Source organism: Pseudomonas fluorescens (assembly GCF_900215245.1).
Classification (GTDB): Bacteria; Pseudomonadota; Gammaproteobacteria; order Pseudomonadales; family Pseudomonadaceae; genus Aquipseudomonas; species Aquipseudomonas fluorescens.
The window spans coordinates 5,895,156-5,911,722 of sequence record NZ_LT907842.1; the positions used below are offsets into that span (position 1 = coordinate 5,895,156).

The window sequence follows — 16,567 nt, forward strand, 5'->3', positions numbered from 1 at the left end:
GTGACGTCAGTCTTTCTGGTCACGCAGGATGTTACCGGACACACCGTCGATACGTGCTTCGTAGACGCTGCCATCGGATTTGCGCCCTTTGACTTCCCAGTAGCCATTGTCATCGGCTTCGGCGCTATAGACCTCGACATACGCGGCTTTGGTCTTGGCAGTCTCAATGGCCTTTTCGATCGGAATCCAGCCGGCCCCCGGCTTATCGGCAAGGGCCGCGCCGGCACTCAACAGGGCGGTGGTTGCACACAGGGCGACTACGGTTTTCTTGAGCATGTTCGTTCTCCATTGGGGGATGACGGACTCGTGTCCTGTATTTTCTGAGGGTTACAAACGAGAATAAGTTCCAATTGATGTGCAATCGCCATGACTGCGGTTCTCGCCGTCTGCCTCCAGAGGTTAGAATGGGCGAAATCAGGATGAGCCCATGAGCGACAAGCCCCTTTCAGAAGCCGAATATGACGCCATCACCGACGCCGCCGCGCATTGGTGCATGCGACTGCATGCCAGTGATTGCACGGCGGCCGAGCGTCAGGCTTTTGTGCAATGGCACGATGCTCATCCACTGCACGCCTTTGAATACGCGGCCATGCTGGAAATCTGGGATGTCGCCGATCACTTGCCGCGCCATGAACCGGCGCCGGTTGTGCTGCCGCCCACGCCGCGTCGTCGCTTGCGCACTTACGCGGTGGCTGCCGCGGTCTGCCTCGGCGCTTTGCCGCTTGCCGCCTTCACCGGTTGGGAAGCGGGTTGGGTGCCCAATGCCTATGAACGTGTCGAAGCCAGCCATGAGCAACGCAAGGTGACGCTCGGCGATGGCAGCCAGGTCGAGTTGAACCTGGGCACCGAGCTGGTGTTCAGCAACTACAAGGACCAACGCCGGGTCACCTTGAAAAAGGGCGAGGCTTTTTTCAACGTTGCCCATGACAGCAGGCACCCGTTTATTGTGCGGGCTGGCGAGGGGCAGGTGCGGGTCACAGGCACCCAATTCAACGTCTGGAAGTATGAAGACCAGGTACGGGTGATGTTGCTTGAAGGCTCGGTGCAGGTGTCCAGCGACCAGGCCCACGCCAGCGTTGCGCTGAGCCCGGGCATGCAGGCCAGCTATCACCACGGTGAGGCGGCCCCGCAAGTCGTCGCCATCCACCCCAACGACGCAAGCCTGGCATGGCGCCAGGGCAAGCTGGTGCTCGACAACCTGGCGTTGAGCGACGCATTGCCACTGATCAACCGCTACCTGAACAAACCGGTGATGCTGGCAGACGCCAGTACCGGAGCGATTCGCATCGGCGGCATCTACAACCTCAATGAGGTCAACAACCTCGTCCCTTCCCTGCCCAAGGTTTTGCCGGTTTATCTGACGCAGAACCAGGACGGCAACCCCGTACTTAATTCGATCCCGCGCAAAACCCCCAAAGGCTAAGTCTTACGCCTGCACCTGCAGGTCTGTTCGCGCCCATAGTGTCCATTTTTGAAACACCTCCCTCGCCTGAACCGCCCGCCCCCGGCGGATTCATCGTTTTGTCATGCCGACTGTTACATCGCTGAGACAGCCTTGAGGCGGGGCTGCGCATAGGCGGCCATGCGGGCACTGTCTCAACGGTGAAACACCCCAGCCATCCCAGGGTCTCGGTTTAATTACAACCCGCTGAATACCCACAACAAATAAAAAGCGGCACGCGTTCTGCTCTCTCCCTTACAGCGCTGTTTAGGGTCAGCGCTAAGAATAAGGAACACTGCCGTGGACACACATAATCCGAGCTCATTGAGCCTCCTGCTGATCAGTTGTGTACTGAGTGCCAGCGCAAGCCTTCCGGCTTTTGCGGACGGTGATGGTGTGATCGTAGTCCAGCGTCAGGTCCAACCTTATGCAATCGGCCGCTCACGCGGTAAAGACCCCTACCCCACCACCGTGAATGCCAACCCATCAGCGCAAATCCTGCACGCCACCAGCAATGAACTCAGCGACAACGACATCGCTGGTATCAGCAGTGGCTCAAGCATTACACGCAGCATCATGCCCAATGGCGACATCACTGGCCTGAACAACTTCGGCAGCAGTACTGGCCTGGGGGCCGGCAGCGCGGCCGGCCACAACAGTGGTAGCGGAATCTCCGGCACGGTCAATGGGGCGATATCCAGCGGCCTCGCCCCACTGAACAACATCAGCGGCATGGTCGGGGGGGCAATGAAATGAACCACTCCTGGATGCTTATTGCGGCGCTCAGTTGCACAGCGGCAATGGCCGACAGCAACAACAACAACGCAACCATCACCCACTCCGGCAACCAATACGACGGTGTGGTCTCGACCAACCAGGCAGCCGGCGACCAGCAACAACTGAGCAACAACCTCGCCATCGCAGTCGGCCACAACGCGCAGGCAAACCTCTCCGTCACACAAAAAATCAGCGGCGCAGCAGCCGACCGCTCCCTGAACGCCAACGCCGCGATCCAGGGCAATTCTTTCAGCAAAGGCAACGGTGCACTGAGTGTCAACCAGTCCGCCGGGGCCCAGAACCAGATGATCAATGCCGTGCGAATCAGCGTGAGTGCTGGCCCGCAAAGCATCGACGACAGCGTCATGTCGCAACAGACCGTTGCGCTTGCAACCGACTCAGCGTTGACCCCTACCACTGGCAGCCGCCAGGTCGTTACCAGCGACCAGGCCTTCACCGGCAGCCGTGGAGTGGTACAGGTCAACCAGAGCGCCGGGGTGGGGAACCGAGTGGCTAACACCCTGAACTTACGACTCAACTGATGGAGCTGAGTCGATCGCTGGACCGCACCAACACTTAACCAACTAATAGAAGCAAGGAGATACACCATGAAAACTACAATGGCTCTTAAACCACTGGCTTTCGCTCTCGCTGCGCTCATGGCTGTTGCTGCTCAAGCGGGTCAACCCAACCATTATCCACAGCCAGCGCCTACCACCGCGTCTGCGACCACGCTGGATGGTCAATCCAACCACGGCAACGTGGTCACCAATGAAAAAACCAAAAACAACGCGTCGGCCAATGGTTCCTACAACAACATCAGTGGCGTGGCCAACGGCAACGTGCTGAGCGGCGACAACAACCAAGGCAAAAACGATGTGGCCATCGTTTCCGGCGACGCAGACTTCGTGTTCGCCAGCACCGGCACCGCACAATCGAACACCGGTAACAAGGTGCTCAACAGCGGTACTAAAAACAATGCTTCTCTGAACGACAGCGGCAACCACGCTTCGGGCATCATTCAACTGAACTCCGAAGCAGGCACCTCCAACCAAGGCAGCAGCAGTGTTGCAATTGCCTCCGGCAATGGCTCCAGCGGCTCCGCAGCCGTTACCGGCGTGCAGGACGTGTCGGGCAACCTGACCCTCAACCTGAGCAGCGGCCACGGCTGGAGCACCAAACCCGTGGTCAACAATGCCAGCGTGAACAACTCGATGAACTTCAGCTCTGGGGTGTCGAACTCCAACGTTCTGTCGGGCAGCGGCAACCAAGGTCAGAACAACGTAGCAATCACTCGCTTCTGATCCAGATCGGGCCCTGGCAACAGGGCCCTTTTTATTCCAGCGTCCAACAGGTCGTACGATCATGCGCTTCGCAGCCCTTCTTTTACTGCTAGCACTCACCGGCCCTGCCTGGGCAGCGCAAATGGCAGTGGTCATGCCCAATGGCGCGGTGGTCTACAAGAAAGTCGAGAGCATCCGTGAACGCAAGTTCGCCAACCTGGTGGAACAGAAAACCGATTTCAGCTGTGGCGCCGCCGCACTGGCGACCATCCTGCGCCAAGCCTATTGGATGGACGTGGATGAAGACCATGTCATCAAGGGCATGCTGGTCAACGCTGACCAGAATCTGGTGCGCACCCAAGGTTTCTCCATGCTCGACATGAAGCGCTACCTGGAAAGCATCCACATGCGCGCCAAGGGCTACCGGATTACACCTGAGGTACTGACCACCGTAAAAGTGCCGGTTGTGGTGCTGTTGGACATTCGCGGCTACAAGCACTTCGTGGTGTTGCAACGCGCTGACAAGGACTGGGCCTATATCGGCGACCCCGTGCTGGGCAACAAGCGTTACGCCAAGGACGATTTCGTCAAGGGTTGGAACGGCATCGTGTTCGCCGTCATCGGTGAGGGCTATGACAAGGCCAACGCCCTGCTCACCCCGCCCACCCCACTGACCGCCAAGAACCAACTGAACGAGTTCAGCCCGGTACGCGACAGTGAACTGATGGACTTCGGTTTTATCCAGAGCGACTTCTTTTAGAGGCGCAATAAGGAGCAGGACGCTCCAGGAGCACACGATGAACACTTTCCGTTGGCTGACGGTGATGTGCCTGGCAGCCTCTGCACCTGCTTATGCGACCTCGGCGTTCAAGCCGATCGAACTCAAAGACTCGGAAATGGCCGAGCTGCGCGGACGCTATGTGATGCCGGGCCGGATTATCAGCTTTGGCATCGTCATGAGCAGCACCTGGACCAATGCCGCCGGTGCGACCGTCACTGGCACCGCCAATATGCAAGTCAATTCGTCCACCGTGACCCCTCAGTTTTATGTGCAAGTCACCGGCAATGACGGCAACGGCATCGTCAAGCAACCTCAAGGCACCGGCACGGTCATCGGCGGCTCCGGCCTCGGAACGGGACAGGGCGTGACGCAAAGCGTACGCGCCGCTGGCGACGGCAACACCGCCAGCAACGGCGTGGACATCAACGTCACCCAAAACGGTTTGGCCCCCGCCAACTACGTGCAATCAGGGCAAGCGCTAATGGCAGGCCAAACCATCAGCGGTGGCACCGCTGCCGGCCAGGTCACGGTATCGGCCAAGAACGGCGGGCTGCAAATGGCACTTCAGGCCAATAACAACCAGGGCAATGTGGTGCAGCAAATTGGCAGCGGCAACGTCCTGCAAGGCACGGTCATTCAAGGCAACAGCAACTTTGTAAACAATATGACCCAACTCAACGTGGTGCTGGGTAACAACGGATTAAACAACATCACCCAGAACCTTAACCTCGATCAACTCAAAGGCCTACGCCCTTCAGGTTATTGAACTACGCTGAGCCTCGGCACTTACGCATTAGAAAGGGACGGCTTATTTCATGCATCGATCGTTATCGTTACGTACCGTGATTTGTTTGAGTACGCTATTGCCGGCATCCATGCTCTACGCCGCGCCGGACGCCGACATCGAAACCTTAAAACAGCAACTTCTGGAGCTCAAGCAACGCTATGAAGTGCAGCAAAAAGCACTGGCGGTGCTGGAACAACGTGTACGGCAAGTAGAAGACCAACCCGCAACGCCCGCGCCTAAACGCTTGGCCAAGTCCCCCGCCGACTTCCAGAAAGGCGGCACTACCGTGGCAGGTCATACGCCTGGAGTGGGCGCTGCGGCGGCGTCAGGTGGCGCGGGCGGCGGCAGTTCCTACGGGCAAAGTCTCAAGGACGACTCGGCGCCGGCACAAAGTGTCAGCAACCTCTATAACGAGGCCAGCGGCTTTTTCGGCAACGGCAAATTCAGCTTTGAGACCGGCGTCACCTATGCCCGCTACGACGCCCGGCAGTTATCGCTCAACGGCTTTTTGGCACTGGACTCGATCTTCCTCGGGAATATCAACCTGGACCGGATCAAATCCGACAGTTGGACGCTGGACCTGACCGGGCGCTACAACCTGGACAATCGCTGGCAGTTCGACCTGAACGTACCGGTGGTCTACCGCGAATCGACGTACCAGTCGGGGGGTGTCAACGGCGACGCCAACGCCATGTCGGAAGCCTCCGTCACTCGAGACCCGACCATCGGCGACGTGAACTTCGGGATTGCCTACAAATTCCTCGATGAGACTGCCAACCTGCCGGACGCTGTGGTTTCGGTGCGCGTCAAGGCCCCCACTGGCCAGGAGCCCTACGGCATCAAGCTGATCGAGCAAGCCAATAACAATAACCTGGCCGTGCCGGAAAGCCTGCCGACGGGTAACGGGGTGTGGTCGGTGACGCCAGGCATCTCCCTGGTGAAAACCTTCGATCCGGCGGTGCTGTTCGGTTCGCTGTCGTATACCCATAACTTCGAGGAGTCGTTCGGCGATATCAGCCCCAACGTCAATCAGAAAGTCCCCGGCAAAATCAGCCTGGGCGACAGCTTTCAACTCGGCGTAGGGGTAGCTTTCGCGCTCAACGAGAAAATGAGCATGTCGTTTTCCGTGTCGGACCTGGTGCAGCGTAAGAGCAGGATCAAGCAGACCGGCCAAGACTGGCAATCGGTGGTATCCAGCGACGCCAACGCCGGTTATTTCAACGTGGGCATGACCATTGCCGCGTCGGAAAACCTGACGATCGTACCGAACCTGTCCATCGGCATGACGGATGATGCGCCGGACTTTACGTTCAGCTTGAAATTCCCGTACTACTTTTAAGGCCCGCAAGGAAAAGCCCCGCAACGATAAGGGTCGTTGCGGGGCTTTTCGGTTTACCCGCCCTAGCGGATCTGGTGTTTGTGCAGCAACCGGTAGAACGTCGGCCGGGACACGCCCAGCATGCGGGCCGCGATGCTCAGGTTATCGCTGTGCCGGTTGAGCACATCACACAACGCCTGACGTTCGGCGCGGTGCTTATAATCTTCCAGTGTAGCCATCGGCGGCACGATTGCTGGTTCGTCTTGGAGTCCCAGATCAACGGCTTCGATCTGGCGCCCTTCTGCCAGTACCAGGCCACGGCGCACGCGGTTGGCCAACTCGCGCACATTCCCCGGCCACGGGTGTTGCCCCATTGCAACGAGGGCCTCCTCGCTGAAACTGCGTGGCCGACGCCCGGTTTCCTGACTGTAGAAGCGCGAGAAGTGATTGGCCAGCATGGCCACGTCGCCATGTCGCTCACGCAGGGGCGCAGTCACCACCTGCAGGACATTGAGCCGGTAATACAAGTCTTCTCGAAACGAGCCCTTTGCAACCGCGGCTTCCAGATCAACGTGGGTGGCTGCCAACACCCGCACATCCACTGCAATGGGCTGGCTGCCGCCAACGCGTTCGATCTGTTTTTCCTGGAGAAAACGCAACAGATTGGCTTGCAATTCCATCGGCAAATCGCCAATTTCATCGAGAAACAAGGTGCCACCGTGGGCCGCCTCGATCCGCCCGACCTTACGCTGATGAGCACCGGTGAACGCGCCTTTTTCATGGCCGAACAGTTCGGACTGGATGAGGTGCTCGGGAATCGCGCCGCAGTTGATTGCGACAAACGGCTTGGCATGGCGCTGGGATTGACGATGCAGCGTCTTGGCCACCAACTCTTTGCCGGTGCCGCTTTCGCCCCGAATCAACACGGGAGACTCCGTTGGCGCGAGTTTGGCCAGTAATTTGCGCAACTCGCGGATCGGTCGGCTGTCACCCAGCAACTCATGTTCCTGCGCATCAATCAGCGTGTGGCCTTTGCCCCGCAGGCGCGCCATACCGAACGCACGCCCGAGGGTGACCTGCACGCGCGCGACATCAAACGGCAAGGTGTGGAAGTCAAAAAACCACTCACAGACAAAATCACCGACATTTTGCAGGCGCAAAACATCCTGACTGAGCACGGCGATCCATTCGGTGCCACTGCGGCTGATCAGTTCCTTGACCGCTTCGGGACGCTCCAGGTGAAAGGGCTGTAAACGCAACAGCCCCACATCACACGACCGATCACCCACGGCGCTCAGGGCGCAGCTGTCCACCTCCCACCCGGCGGCGCGCAGGCCAGGCAACAGGCCGTGACAGTCATCGCAGGGGTCAACCACCAAAAGGCGTCGCTGAACAGGTGTAACAACCATGACTATTCCTTGGCGCCAAAATTGTTAAAGTTATTTATAAACAAAGGTTTGTGAAACCTGCCGCTAACACTAGCAAGATATTGACGCTGTTCTTGTACCGTTTCGCTATAAGTGTTGGCAAAAAGCCACCTCACGGCGGTTGCAGGTAAAAAGTTGCAACCCAAGAGAACGTTGATTGGGCTGTTAAAACAGTCGCTTACATGACGTCAATCACGAAAGGTCGAAATTTGTTGTTCTAAGATGTGACCCGTACCCCGCCATCGTGCATCAGTACAAGTAACTCGCCGCCTGGCTCGCCCAACCGACGGCATTCACTTGATTGGGCATTTAGAGAGAAGACCCACATGAACGCCCCGCTCCGCATCAACGAAGCTCTTTTGATCGCAGACCGTGCTTTCCAACCCTTTCAGTGCGTGGCCTGGCACGATGGCAATGGCGCCCTCAGCCTGAGCGTCATCGACCGTACCAATACCCGTATCGGCAGCAAACACCTGACGTCGAGCACTTATACCGACCCGGCGCAATTGGAAGATTTGTTGTTGCAAGCCCGTGCTGAACTCGACAAAAACGGCCATCAGTTAACGTCGTGGGCAATGCCGAAGTAAATCGAGACTGCAACGTGCGCTCATTGCATGACCACACCACAATGAGCGCACATTCAGTCAGCGTACAGTGGACGCTTACTGTGCCGCGAGAATAAACCGTTCGATCGCTTCTGCGGCACCGTTGTCGATATTACTGCCGGTCACTACATTGGCCTGGCGCTTGACCGCCTCTTCCGCCTGCCCCATGGCAATCGACAAGCCGGCAACCTGAAACATTGCCGGGTCATTGCCACCGTCGCCGATGGCCGCCGTCTGCTCCATGGGCACGCCAAGGTGCGCCGCCAGGGTCTTCAAGGCCTCGCCCTTGTTGGCCAGCATGGCGGTTACGTCCAGGTACACCGGCTGCGAGCGTGACACCTGAGCCAAGCCGTGCACCTTGGGCTGCAACTGAGCTTCGAGCGTCACCAGCAACTGCGTGTTATTGCTGGCAGCGACGATCTTGTCGACCCGATCCAGGTACGGCTCAAAACTCTCCACCACCACTGGCCCATAACCGAGGCCATTGGCTTCACGCTGCTCCATCGGCCCGGATCGGTCACGGCGCAGCCAATCACCGTCGGCAAACACCCAAACCTCTACGTCCGGCTCTGCTGAAAACAGCGCCAGGGTCACCAGCGCCGCCTCCATCGGCAGATGATGAGCAACCAGGATGCTGCCATCCGGGTTGATCAGCGTGCCGCCATTAAAGCCGGCGACCGGAACATCAATGCCGAAGGTTTCGATCAGGTGCCGCATGGCCTTGGGTGGCCGCCCACTGGCCAGGCTGAAAAACACCCCGGCGTCGCGCAAGGCGCGAATGGCATCTGCCGTGCGCTGGCTCAGGCTGTGGTCCGGATGCAACAACGTGCCGTCCACATCGCTGAGGATAAAACGGATGGGATGAATCGCTGCGTCACTCATCCGAGGCTATGCCAGGTGCGGCCATCTCGGGCCAGTAAGGCGTCGGCCGCTGCCGGGCCGTCTTCACCGGCCTTGTAGGTCTGGATACCATTGTCTTCCTTCCAGGCATCAAGGAACGGCTGCACCGCACGCCAGCCATTTTCGATGTTGTCGGCGCGCTGGAACAAGGTCTGGTCACCGGTCATGCAGTCATAGATCAGGGTTTCATACCCGGTCGATGGCTGCATTTCGAAGAAGTCCTTGTAGTCGAAACCCAACTCGATATTAGCCATCTCCAGGGTCGGCCCAGGCTTTTTCGCCAACAGGTCGAACCACATGCCTTCATTCGGCTGGATCTGGATTTTCAGGTAGGTGGGCTTGAGCTCATCCACGTCGGTATCGCGGAACTGTGCATACGGTGCGTGCTTGAAGCAGATCACGATTTCCGTGTCGCGAATGCTCATGCGCTTGCCGGTTCGCAGGTAAAACGGCACGCCGACCCAGCGCCAGTTGTCGATCATCACCTTGAGCGCAACGAACGTCTCGGTGCTGCTGTCGGGCGCGACATTGGCTTCTTCGCGGTAACCGGGCAGTTGCTTGCCAGCGATTGCGCCAGCGGTGTACTGGCCGCGTACCGAGTTGGCGCGGGCATCTTCCAAAGACCACGGGCGAATAGCGCCGACGACCTTGGCCTTTTCACCGCGCACTGCATCGGCGCCAAACGCCGCGGGCGGCTCCATGGCCACCATCGCCAGCAACTGGAACAGATGGTTGGGCACCATGTCCCGCAGGGTGCCGGTTTTTTCGAAGAAATTACCCCGGGTTTCCACACCGACGGTTTCCGCCGCGGTGATTTGCACGTGGTCGATGTAATGGTTGTTCCAGAACGCTTCGAACAGCACGTTGGAGAAACGGCTGATCAAAATGTTCTGCACCGTTTCCTTGCCCAGGTAATGGTCGATGCGATAGATCTGCTTCTCGCTCATCACCTTGAGCAGGCAGGCGTTCAGCGCTTCGGCGGTTGCCAGGTCGGAGCCGAACGGTTTTTCGATCACCACGCGGCGGAAGGCCTCATCGCTTTCCTCGAGCAGACCGGCGCTGCCCAGGCGCTGCACCACTTCACTGAAGAAGCGCGGTGCAGTGGCCAGGTAAAACACCGCGTTGCCGGTGCCGCTGTCGGCGATCTTGTTGGCGATGTCGGCATAGGTGCTGTCGTCGAGGAAATCACCCTCGACGTAGCTGATGCCTTTGGCCAACTGGGCCCACAGTTCGGGGTCAAGGGCATTTTCACCCTTGCCCTTGACCTTGCTCGCGGCCTCGGTGCGAATGAAATCCTCGAGCTTCTTGGCAAAGTCCGCGTCGCTGATGGCATTGTGGTCAACGCCGACAATGCGCAGGCCGTCGCCGAGCAGCCCGTCGCGGCTCAGGTTGTACAGCGCCGGCATGAGCAGGCGCTTGACCAGGTCGCCATGGGCGCCAAACAGGAACAGTGTGGTTGGGGGTGCAGGTTCGGCCTTGAGTTTCTTGCCGTTAGCCGTCATTTTTTGGAAGTCTCCACATGGCCGCCAAAGCCGAAGCGCATGGCAGAGAGCATTTTGTCACCGTAGGTGCTCTGCTGGCGGGAACGGAACCGTGCGAACAGCGAGGTCGACAGCACCGGTACCGGCACCGCTTGCTCCATCGCCGCTTCGATGGTCCAGCGGCCTTCGCCACTGTCGGCCACGGAGCCGGAGTAACCGTCGAGTTTCGGGTCAGTGGCCAGCGCGTCAGCGGTCAGGTCCAACAGCCACGACGACACCACGCTGCCACGGCGCCACACTTCGGCGATATCGGCAACGTTGAGGTCGAAGCGCTCGTGCTCCGGCAGGTTGTCGGAGTTTTTAGTCTTGAGGATGTCGAAGCCTTCGGCAAAGGCCTGCATCATCCCGTACTCAATGCCGTTGTGAATCATCTTCACAAAGTGCCCGGAACCAGCTGGGCCGGCATGAATGTAACCCTGCTCGGCGCGGCTGTCGGCGGAGACAGAACGGTCTTTGGTGCGAGGGATGTTGCCCAGGCCCGGTGCCAGGCTGGCGAAGATCGGGTCGAGACGCTGCACGGTTTCGGCGTCACCACCGATCATCATGCAATAGCCGCGCTCCAGCCCCCAGACGCCACCGGAGGTGCCGACGTCGACGTAATGCAGACCTTTCACCGACAACGCTTGAGCGCGACGGATGTCATCTTTGTACATGGTATTGCCGCCATCGATGATCACGTCACCGTCTTCAAGCAGCTCACTCAATTGATTAATCGTGTCTTCGGTGGGGGCGCCTGCCGGCAACATCACCCACACGGCGCGTGGCTTTTGCAGCCCGGCGACCAACGCCTTCAAGTCGGCAACGCCGGTGGCGCCCTCCTCGCTCAAGCCTTTGACGAATGCTTCGTTACGGTCGTATACAACGGTGGTATGCCCATTGAGCATCAGGCGCCGCGCAATGTTACCGCCCATGCGGCCTAGTCCGATAATCCCCAGTTGCATGTGCTGATGCTCCTAACTACTAAATAAATGTGTGACATAGTTTATAGCGCAATGAGCCTATTGAGGGTTAGTCCAGAGCGGATCCGTGTAGTTTCATCACAAAAAAATGCCAGCGTTTCAGCATCACCGCCCAAAAAGTCACAGCGACCACCAAAAATAAAAAAGTTCCATTGCCCCAGAAAAGAATTCAGAATTGCGCTGACTGTTGCCGAGCAGCGCGACTCATGCGTTCCGGCACCGCGATCTACCGGCTATTTGCGAGGTAAGCAATGAGCACAGCACAGACGACCCGCCCGCCACAGACCCTTTACGTCAGCGTCCGTCGCGATGAATTGCGCCAATTGAAAGATGAGCGCGATCAACTGCAGCAGGAAGTCCTGCGCCTGCGCTCACACCTGCAAGCCCAGCTGGATCAGACGTCAGCCGCCCGATCAGCCCTTTGCTGAACCGCCGCTGAACAGAATGTAAGATAACGTCCACAAAATTCTCACAAAGTTTTCACATATCCCTCTCGATACTCCCGCGAAGAAGGGCCACCCCATGCATGGGTGGCCTCTGTTGCGTGCGTCCTTGCGCGTCAACTGCAAAAATTATCGGGTTGGATTACTGGATGGCGATGTTCAAACGCAGCACCACGTCTGCGAAAGGCTTTGATTGGGCCGGTCTCGGCTGGCTGTTTCTGTTTTTCTGGTATTTCTCGGGAATCACCCAACTCCTGATCCAGCTGACCGGCACCTCCGGTTTCAGCGGTTTTCGTCAAGCCTTCTTCCTGAGTGCGTTCTGGCTCGCGCCGATGCTGCTCTTCCCGCGACGTACGCGCCTGCTTGCCGCCTTGATCGGCATCGTGCTGTGGGCCTGCTCCATGGCCAGCCTGGGTTATTTCTTCATCTACCAGCAGGAATTTTCCCAAAGCGTCATCTTCATCATGTTCGAGTCGAACATTTCTGAAGCGGGTGAATACGCGACCCAATACTTCGCCTGGTGGATTGTGCTGGCGTTTCTCGCCCATACCGCCATGGCGGTTTTCCTGTGGACGCGCCTGCGCCCGGTTTACCTGCCACGAGGCCAAGCGATGCTCGCGGCGACCGCCATCGTGCTGGCGGTGGTCGGTTACCCGCTGGTTAAACAGATTGCGACCAACCCGACCATGGAACTGGCCATCGACGGCTTCGAGTCCCGTGTCGAGCCCGCCGTGCCATGGCAGATGATCGTCGCTTACCGCCGCTACACCGAACAGCTCAACAACATGCAAGGCATGCTGACCAGCGCCAGCAAGATCCCGCCCTTGAAGAACCTCAAGGACACCATGGCCGGGCAGCCGGCTACCCTGGTGCTGGTGATCGGTGAATCCACCAACCGCCAGCGCATGAGCCTTTATGGCTACCCGCGCAACACCACACCGGAGCTGGACAAGCTGCGCGACCAACTGGCGGTGTTCAACAACGTCATCACCCCACGCCCGTACACGATTGAAGCGCTTCAACAAGTGCTGACGTTCGCTGATGAAGAGAACCCGGACCTGTACCTCAAGACGCCGTCGATTGTCAGCGTGATGAAACAGGCCGGCTACAAGACCTACTGGATCACCAACCAGCAGACCATGACCAAGCGCAACACCATGCTTACGACCTTCTCCGAACAGGCCGACGAGCAGGTGTACCTTAATAACAACCGCAACCAGAACGCCCGCCAATACGACGGCGACGTACTCGCGCCGTTCGCCAAGGCCATGGCCGACCCCGCCGAGCGCAAATTCATCGTGGTGCATTTGCTCGGCACCCACATGAGCTACCAGTACCGCTACCCGCCGACCTTTGAGAAATTCACTGATCGCCAGGGCGTACCGGCCGGCATCAGCGACGCCCAGCTGCCGATCTACAACAGCTACGACAACGCGGTGTTGTACAACGACTTCGTGGTGTCGAGCCTGATCAAGGATTACGCCAAGACCGACCCCAACGGCTTCCTGTTGTACCTTTCGGACCATGGCGAAGACGTCTACGACTCGGCGGGCCATAGCACCCTGGGACGTAACGAAGGCAAACCCACCGCGCCGATGTACACCATCCCATTCATGGCCTACGCCTCACCGAAATGGCGCGAAACCCATGACTGGAGCTTCGCCGGCGACTTACAGCGCGCCTCCAGCAGCTCACAGCTGATTCACACCTGGGCTGATTTGGCGGGGTTGAGTTTTGATGAATGGGACCGCAGCAAAAGCCTGGTCAGCGACAGCTTCAAGCCGCGTCCGCTGATGATTGGCGATCCCTACATCGGCCAGAAAAAGGGCCTGATTGATTTCAGCCTGCTCAAGCCGAAGAGCACTGATACCACCGAGGTGGTGGTTAAGTGATCACAGGCTCCGCGGCAAAAAGATAACAATCATTCTCGTTTAAGCCTAAAGTTCCACGCCTCCTTTCGTCTTTGAGCCAAGGCCTTCTCTTATCGAGAAGGCCACAAAGACAAGGAGTCTGCCGCAATGCTTGCACCTTTTACCCGCTCCATGACCTTCACCGTTGGCCTGTTCAGCGTGGTGCTGAGCCCGGAACTGCTGGCCGAAACCGACCCCGAACACACCGTGCTGGAGCTGGGCAGCACCCGCGTCACCGCCGAAGGCCTGGGTGCCACTACCGAGCACACCCAGGCCTACACCACCGGCTCGATGAGCACTGCCACTCGCCTGAACCTGTCCATCAAGGAAACCCCGCAATCCATCTCGGTGATCACCCGCCAGCAGCTGGATGACTTCAACCTCAATACGCTGACCGACGCCCTGCGCCAGACCACAGGGGTAACGGTGCAGCACCTGGACTCGGATCGGGCGGGTTACTCATCCCGTGGCTATTCGATCAACAACTTCCAGGTTGACGGCATGCTCAGCACCTTCGGGCGGATGAAGTCAGATGCCGACACCATCATTTACGACCGCATCGAGGTCGTACGCGGCGCCACAGGCCTGACCACCGGCGCGGGCGACCCTTCGGCCACGGTCAACATGATCCGCAAACGGCCTACTGCCGACTGGCAAGCCCGGACCGGCGTCAGCGCTGCCAGCCATGACAACTACTACAGCTACGTCGATGTGGGCGGCCCCCTGGCGTTCGATGGACGCCTGCGCGGGCGCACCGTACTGGCTTACCGTGACAGCCAGTCCTATCGCGATAACTACGCGCTGCAACGGGAAGTGGGCTACGGCATTCTCGAAGGCGACCTGACGGACGACACCGTGATTTCCGCAGGTTTCGACTATCAGAACAAACATGTGCAAGGCACCTCCTGGGGCACCCTGCCCTATTGGAACAGCGACGGCAGCAAGGCGCGGCTCTCGCGCTCGGCAAACATGGCCACCGACTGGAGCTCCTGGCCGCTGAAAGACAAGACCACCTTCGCCTCCATCGACCACAAACTGTCCCCCGACTGGCGCCTGAAAGCCGCCTACACCCATCGACAGAGCGACACTGATGGCAAGGTGTATTACGGCGGTGCCGGCTTCCCCAATCCGGATGGCAGCGGCATGAGTGCCTGGACCAACCAGATGGTCGGCACGTCGAAAATGGACGTGGTGGATTTCAATCTCGCTGGCGCTTATTCATTGTTTGGACGCGAACATGAGCTGATGGTCGGGTACGGCGAGTCCGAACAGCGCGACACTTCGCCATTCCAGCGCTACACAACGCCTGCGGGCTACGAACACATCAACCAGTGGCAACACATGGGCGGCATCGTTAAATTCCCCGACCGCACCACCGGCCTGAAGGGCGAGCACAGCCGTAAAAAACAGAAGGCGGGCTACCTCGCCACCCGCCTGAGCCTCACCGACCGACTGCACGCCGTGCTGGGAAGCCGCTATGGCAGCTGGGAAAGCGAAACGGTCTCGCCTGACTACAACAGCAATAATCAGCTGATCAACGCCAGTAAAACCAGCCAGACCCACAACGACATGTGGACGCCGTATGCCGGCGTGCTCTACGACCTAACACCCGAATACACCGTGTATGCCAGCTACACCGATATTTTCAACCCACAGGACGAACGCGACGCCAGCAAGAAGTACCTGGAGCCGGTGGTGGGCAGCAACTATGAGATCGGCCTCAAGGGCAGCCTGCTCAACGAGCGTCTCAACCTGGCCAGCGCTTATTTCTGGAGCACTCAGGATAACGTCGCCGAGCTCGATAACAGTGCACCGCCGGATCCAATCACACGCGAGCAATTCTACAAATCAGGCGGTAAAGGCAATAAGGTGCAAGGCTTTGAGGTGGAGGTATCGGGCGAAGTCATGCCGGACTGGAACCTTACCGCAGGCTACACCTATACCCACTCGCGCAATGGCGAGAAGCAGCGCGCCAACCGCAACCAGCCACTCAATCTGTTGAAGGTCTCGACGGCCTATCGCCTGCCGGGACAATGGCGTGGCTTGACGGTGGGTGGCGCGGTGAACTGGCAAAGCGATGCCTACGACGTTGCCCGGCGCCCGACAGGTGCGCGAGACGATAACGGCGACCTGATGACCGAAAGCGCCAAAATCACGCAACAGGCCTACACCGTCGTCAACCTGATGTCGCGCTACCAGTTCGACGAACATGTTTCGGCCTCAATCAACGTCAATAATCTATTTGATAAAAAATATTACGAACGCGTCGGCTTTTATAACGGCGTGTATTGGGGAGAACCGCGCTCCCTCACGCTGGCGCTGGACTGGCGGCTATAACACCGAGCCCGAAGTTAACAAAAACGTTAACTTCAGGGCCGCACCACGTTAATTCCCA

General features: G+C 58.6%; 16 protein-coding genes. 11 read left to right on the plus strand and 5 right to left on the minus strand.

The window, feature by feature from the left end:
* Window positions 1-6: 6 nt before the first annotated feature.
* Window positions 7-276: a PepSY domain-containing protein gene (locus CPH89_RS27145; RefSeq protein ID WP_053256560.1), complete on the minus strand. Its 270-nt coding sequence runs from the start codon at window positions 274-276 to the stop codon at window positions 7-9.
* 151 nt (window positions 277-427) lie between these two features.
* Between CPH89_RS27145 and CPH89_RS27150 the strand changes: the two genes are divergently transcribed.
* From CPH89_RS27150 to CPH89_RS27180, 7 genes are all read left to right on the plus strand, one after another.
* Window positions 428-1,423 carry a FecR family protein gene (locus CPH89_RS27150; protein ID WP_053256561.1) on the plus strand — a complete coding sequence of 332 codons (996 nt, stop codon included), beginning with the start codon at window positions 428-430 and terminating at the stop codon, window positions 1,421-1,423.
* Between the two features lie 318 nt (window positions 1,424-1,741).
* Window positions 1,742-2,197, plus strand: coding sequence for a fibril amyloid chaperone protein FapA (locus tag CPH89_RS27155; RefSeq protein WP_053256562.1), 456 nt, complete (start codon window positions 1,742-1,744; stop codon window positions 2,195-2,197).
* Complete coding sequence (locus CPH89_RS27160) at window positions 2,194-2,760, plus strand: fibril amyloid subunit FapB (protein WP_053256563.1); 567 nt, start codon at window positions 2,194-2,196, stop codon at window positions 2,758-2,760. Before CPH89_RS27155 ends, CPH89_RS27160 begins: the two co-directional genes overlap by 4 nt.
* 66 nt (window positions 2,761-2,826) lie before the next feature.
* Entirely contained in the window at window positions 2,827-3,522 is a 696-nt protein-coding gene (locus CPH89_RS27165; RefSeq protein WP_053256564.1) for an amyloid-like fimbrin subunit FapC, read from the plus strand.
* Window positions 3,523-3,583: 61 nt separating this feature from the next.
* Complete coding sequence (locus CPH89_RS27170) at window positions 3,584-4,261, plus strand: fibril amyloid maturation endopeptidase FapD (protein WP_053256565.1); 678 nt, start codon at window positions 3,584-3,586, stop codon at window positions 4,259-4,261.
* A 37-nt stretch (window positions 4,262-4,298) separates the two neighbouring features.
* Complete coding sequence (locus tag CPH89_RS27175; protein WP_053256566.1) at window positions 4,299-5,048, plus strand: fibril amyloid subunit FapE; 750 nt, start codon at window positions 4,299-4,301, stop codon at window positions 5,046-5,048.
* Window positions 5,049-5,097: 49 nt separating this feature from the next.
* The gene (locus CPH89_RS27180; RefSeq protein ID WP_053256567.1) at window positions 5,098-6,408 is read left to right on the plus strand and encodes a fibril amyloid transporter FapF; all 1,311 of its coding nucleotides are present in this window, start codon (window positions 5,098-5,100) and stop codon (window positions 6,406-6,408) included.
* Window positions 6,409-6,470: 62 nt separating this feature from the next.
* Here CPH89_RS27180 and CPH89_RS27185 read toward each other — a convergent pair whose 3' ends face one another.
* On the minus strand, window positions 6,471-7,796 hold the full coding sequence (locus CPH89_RS27185) for a sigma-54 dependent transcriptional regulator (protein WP_053256568.1): 1,326 nt from the start codon (window positions 7,794-7,796) through the stop codon (window positions 6,471-6,473).
* Between the two features lie 344 nt (window positions 7,797-8,140).
* Between CPH89_RS27185 and CPH89_RS27190 the strand changes: the two genes are divergently transcribed.
* Complete coding sequence (locus CPH89_RS27190; protein ID WP_053256569.1) at window positions 8,141-8,401, plus strand: hypothetical protein; 261 nt, start codon at window positions 8,141-8,143, stop codon at window positions 8,399-8,401.
* A 75-nt stretch (window positions 8,402-8,476) separates the two neighbouring features.
* Here the strand turns inward: CPH89_RS27190 and CPH89_RS27195 are convergent, their stop codons facing one another.
* From CPH89_RS27195 to gnd, 3 genes are read right to left on the minus strand one after another with little or no spacing between them, the layout of a single operon-like run.
* Window positions 8,477-9,301 (minus strand): Cof-type HAD-IIB family hydrolase, encoded by an 825-nt coding sequence (locus CPH89_RS27195; protein ID WP_053256570.1) that lies wholly within the window; start codon window positions 9,299-9,301, stop codon window positions 8,477-8,479.
* Entirely contained in the window at window positions 9,298-10,821 is a 1,524-nt protein-coding gene (gene zwf, locus CPH89_RS27200; protein WP_053256571.1) for a glucose-6-phosphate dehydrogenase, read from the minus strand. Before zwf ends, CPH89_RS27195 begins: the two co-directional genes overlap by 4 nt.
* On the minus strand, window positions 10,818-11,801 hold the full coding sequence (gene gnd / locus CPH89_RS27205; RefSeq protein ID WP_053256572.1) for a phosphogluconate dehydrogenase (NAD(+)-dependent, decarboxylating): 984 nt from the start codon (window positions 11,799-11,801) through the stop codon (window positions 10,818-10,820). Before gnd ends, zwf begins: the two co-directional genes overlap by 4 nt.
* Before the next feature lie 269 nt (window positions 11,802-12,070).
* Here gnd and CPH89_RS30485 point away from each other — a divergent pair, with 269 nt between their 5' ends.
* The 3 genes from CPH89_RS30485 to CPH89_RS27215 all read left to right on the plus strand — a co-directional run bounded on the left by CPH89_RS30485 (window position 12,071) and on the right by CPH89_RS27215 (window position 16,509).
* The gene (locus CPH89_RS30485; RefSeq protein ID WP_167422767.1) at window positions 12,071-12,247 is read left to right on the plus strand and encodes a DUF6026 family protein; all 177 of its coding nucleotides are present in this window, start codon (window positions 12,071-12,073) and stop codon (window positions 12,245-12,247) included.
* A 164-nt stretch (window positions 12,248-12,411) separates the two neighbouring features.
* Entirely contained in the window at window positions 12,412-14,154 is a 1,743-nt protein-coding gene (locus CPH89_RS27210) for a phosphoethanolamine transferase CptA (protein ID WP_053256573.1), read from the plus strand.
* Between the two features lie 126 nt (window positions 14,155-14,280).
* Window positions 14,281-16,509, plus strand: a complete 2,229-nt coding sequence (locus CPH89_RS27215; protein WP_053256574.1) for a TonB-dependent siderophore receptor — start codon at window positions 14,281-14,283, stop codon at window positions 16,507-16,509.
* Window positions 16,510-16,567: the final 58 nt, after the last annotated feature.

Excerpts from the sequence above, each read along its gene's own strand:
- CPH89_RS27145 (WP_053256560.1), bottom strand. The coding sequence starts at position 276 with ATGCTCAAGAAAACCGTAGTCGCCCTGTGTGCAACCACCGCCCTGTTG.
- CPH89_RS27150 (WP_053256561.1), top strand. The coding sequence starts at position 428 with ATGAGCGACAAGCCCCTTTCAGAAGCCGAATATGACGCCATCACCGAC.
- CPH89_RS27160 (WP_053256563.1), top strand. The coding sequence starts at position 2,194 with ATGAACCACTCCTGGATGCTTATTGCGGCGCTCAGTTGCACAGCGGCA.
- CPH89_RS27165 (WP_053256564.1), top strand. The coding sequence starts at position 2,827 with ATGAAAACTACAATGGCTCTTAAACCACTGGCTTTCGCTCTCGCTGCG.
- CPH89_RS27170 (WP_053256565.1), top strand. The coding sequence starts at position 3,584 with ATGCGCTTCGCAGCCCTTCTTTTACTGCTAGCACTCACCGGCCCTGCC.
- CPH89_RS27175 (WP_053256566.1), top strand. The coding sequence starts at position 4,299 with ATGAACACTTTCCGTTGGCTGACGGTGATGTGCCTGGCAGCCTCTGCA.
- CPH89_RS27180 (WP_053256567.1), top strand. The coding sequence starts at position 5,098 with ATGCATCGATCGTTATCGTTACGTACCGTGATTTGTTTGAGTACGCTA.
- CPH89_RS27185 (WP_053256568.1), bottom strand. The coding sequence starts at position 7,796 with ATGGTTGTTACACCTGTTCAGCGACGCCTTTTGGTGGTTGACCCCTGC.
- CPH89_RS27190 (WP_053256569.1), top strand. The coding sequence starts at position 8,141 with ATGAACGCCCCGCTCCGCATCAACGAAGCTCTTTTGATCGCAGACCGT.
- CPH89_RS27195 (WP_053256570.1), bottom strand. The coding sequence starts at position 9,301 with ATGAGTGACGCAGCGATTCATCCCATCCGTTTTATCCTCAGCGATGTG.
- zwf (WP_053256571.1), bottom strand. The coding sequence starts at position 10,821 with ATGACGGCTAACGGCAAGAAACTCAAGGCCGAACCTGCACCCCCAACC.
- gnd (WP_053256572.1), bottom strand. The coding sequence starts at position 11,801 with ATGCAACTGGGGATTATCGGACTAGGCCGCATGGGCGGTAACATTGCG.
- CPH89_RS30485 (WP_167422767.1), top strand. The coding sequence starts at position 12,071 with ATGAGCACAGCACAGACGACCCGCCCGCCACAGACCCTTTACGTCAGC.
- CPH89_RS27210 (WP_053256573.1), top strand. The coding sequence starts at position 12,412 with ATGGCGATGTTCAAACGCAGCACCACGTCTGCGAAAGGCTTTGATTGG.
- CPH89_RS27215 (WP_053256574.1), top strand. The coding sequence starts at position 14,281 with ATGCTTGCACCTTTTACCCGCTCCATGACCTTCACCGTTGGCCTGTTC.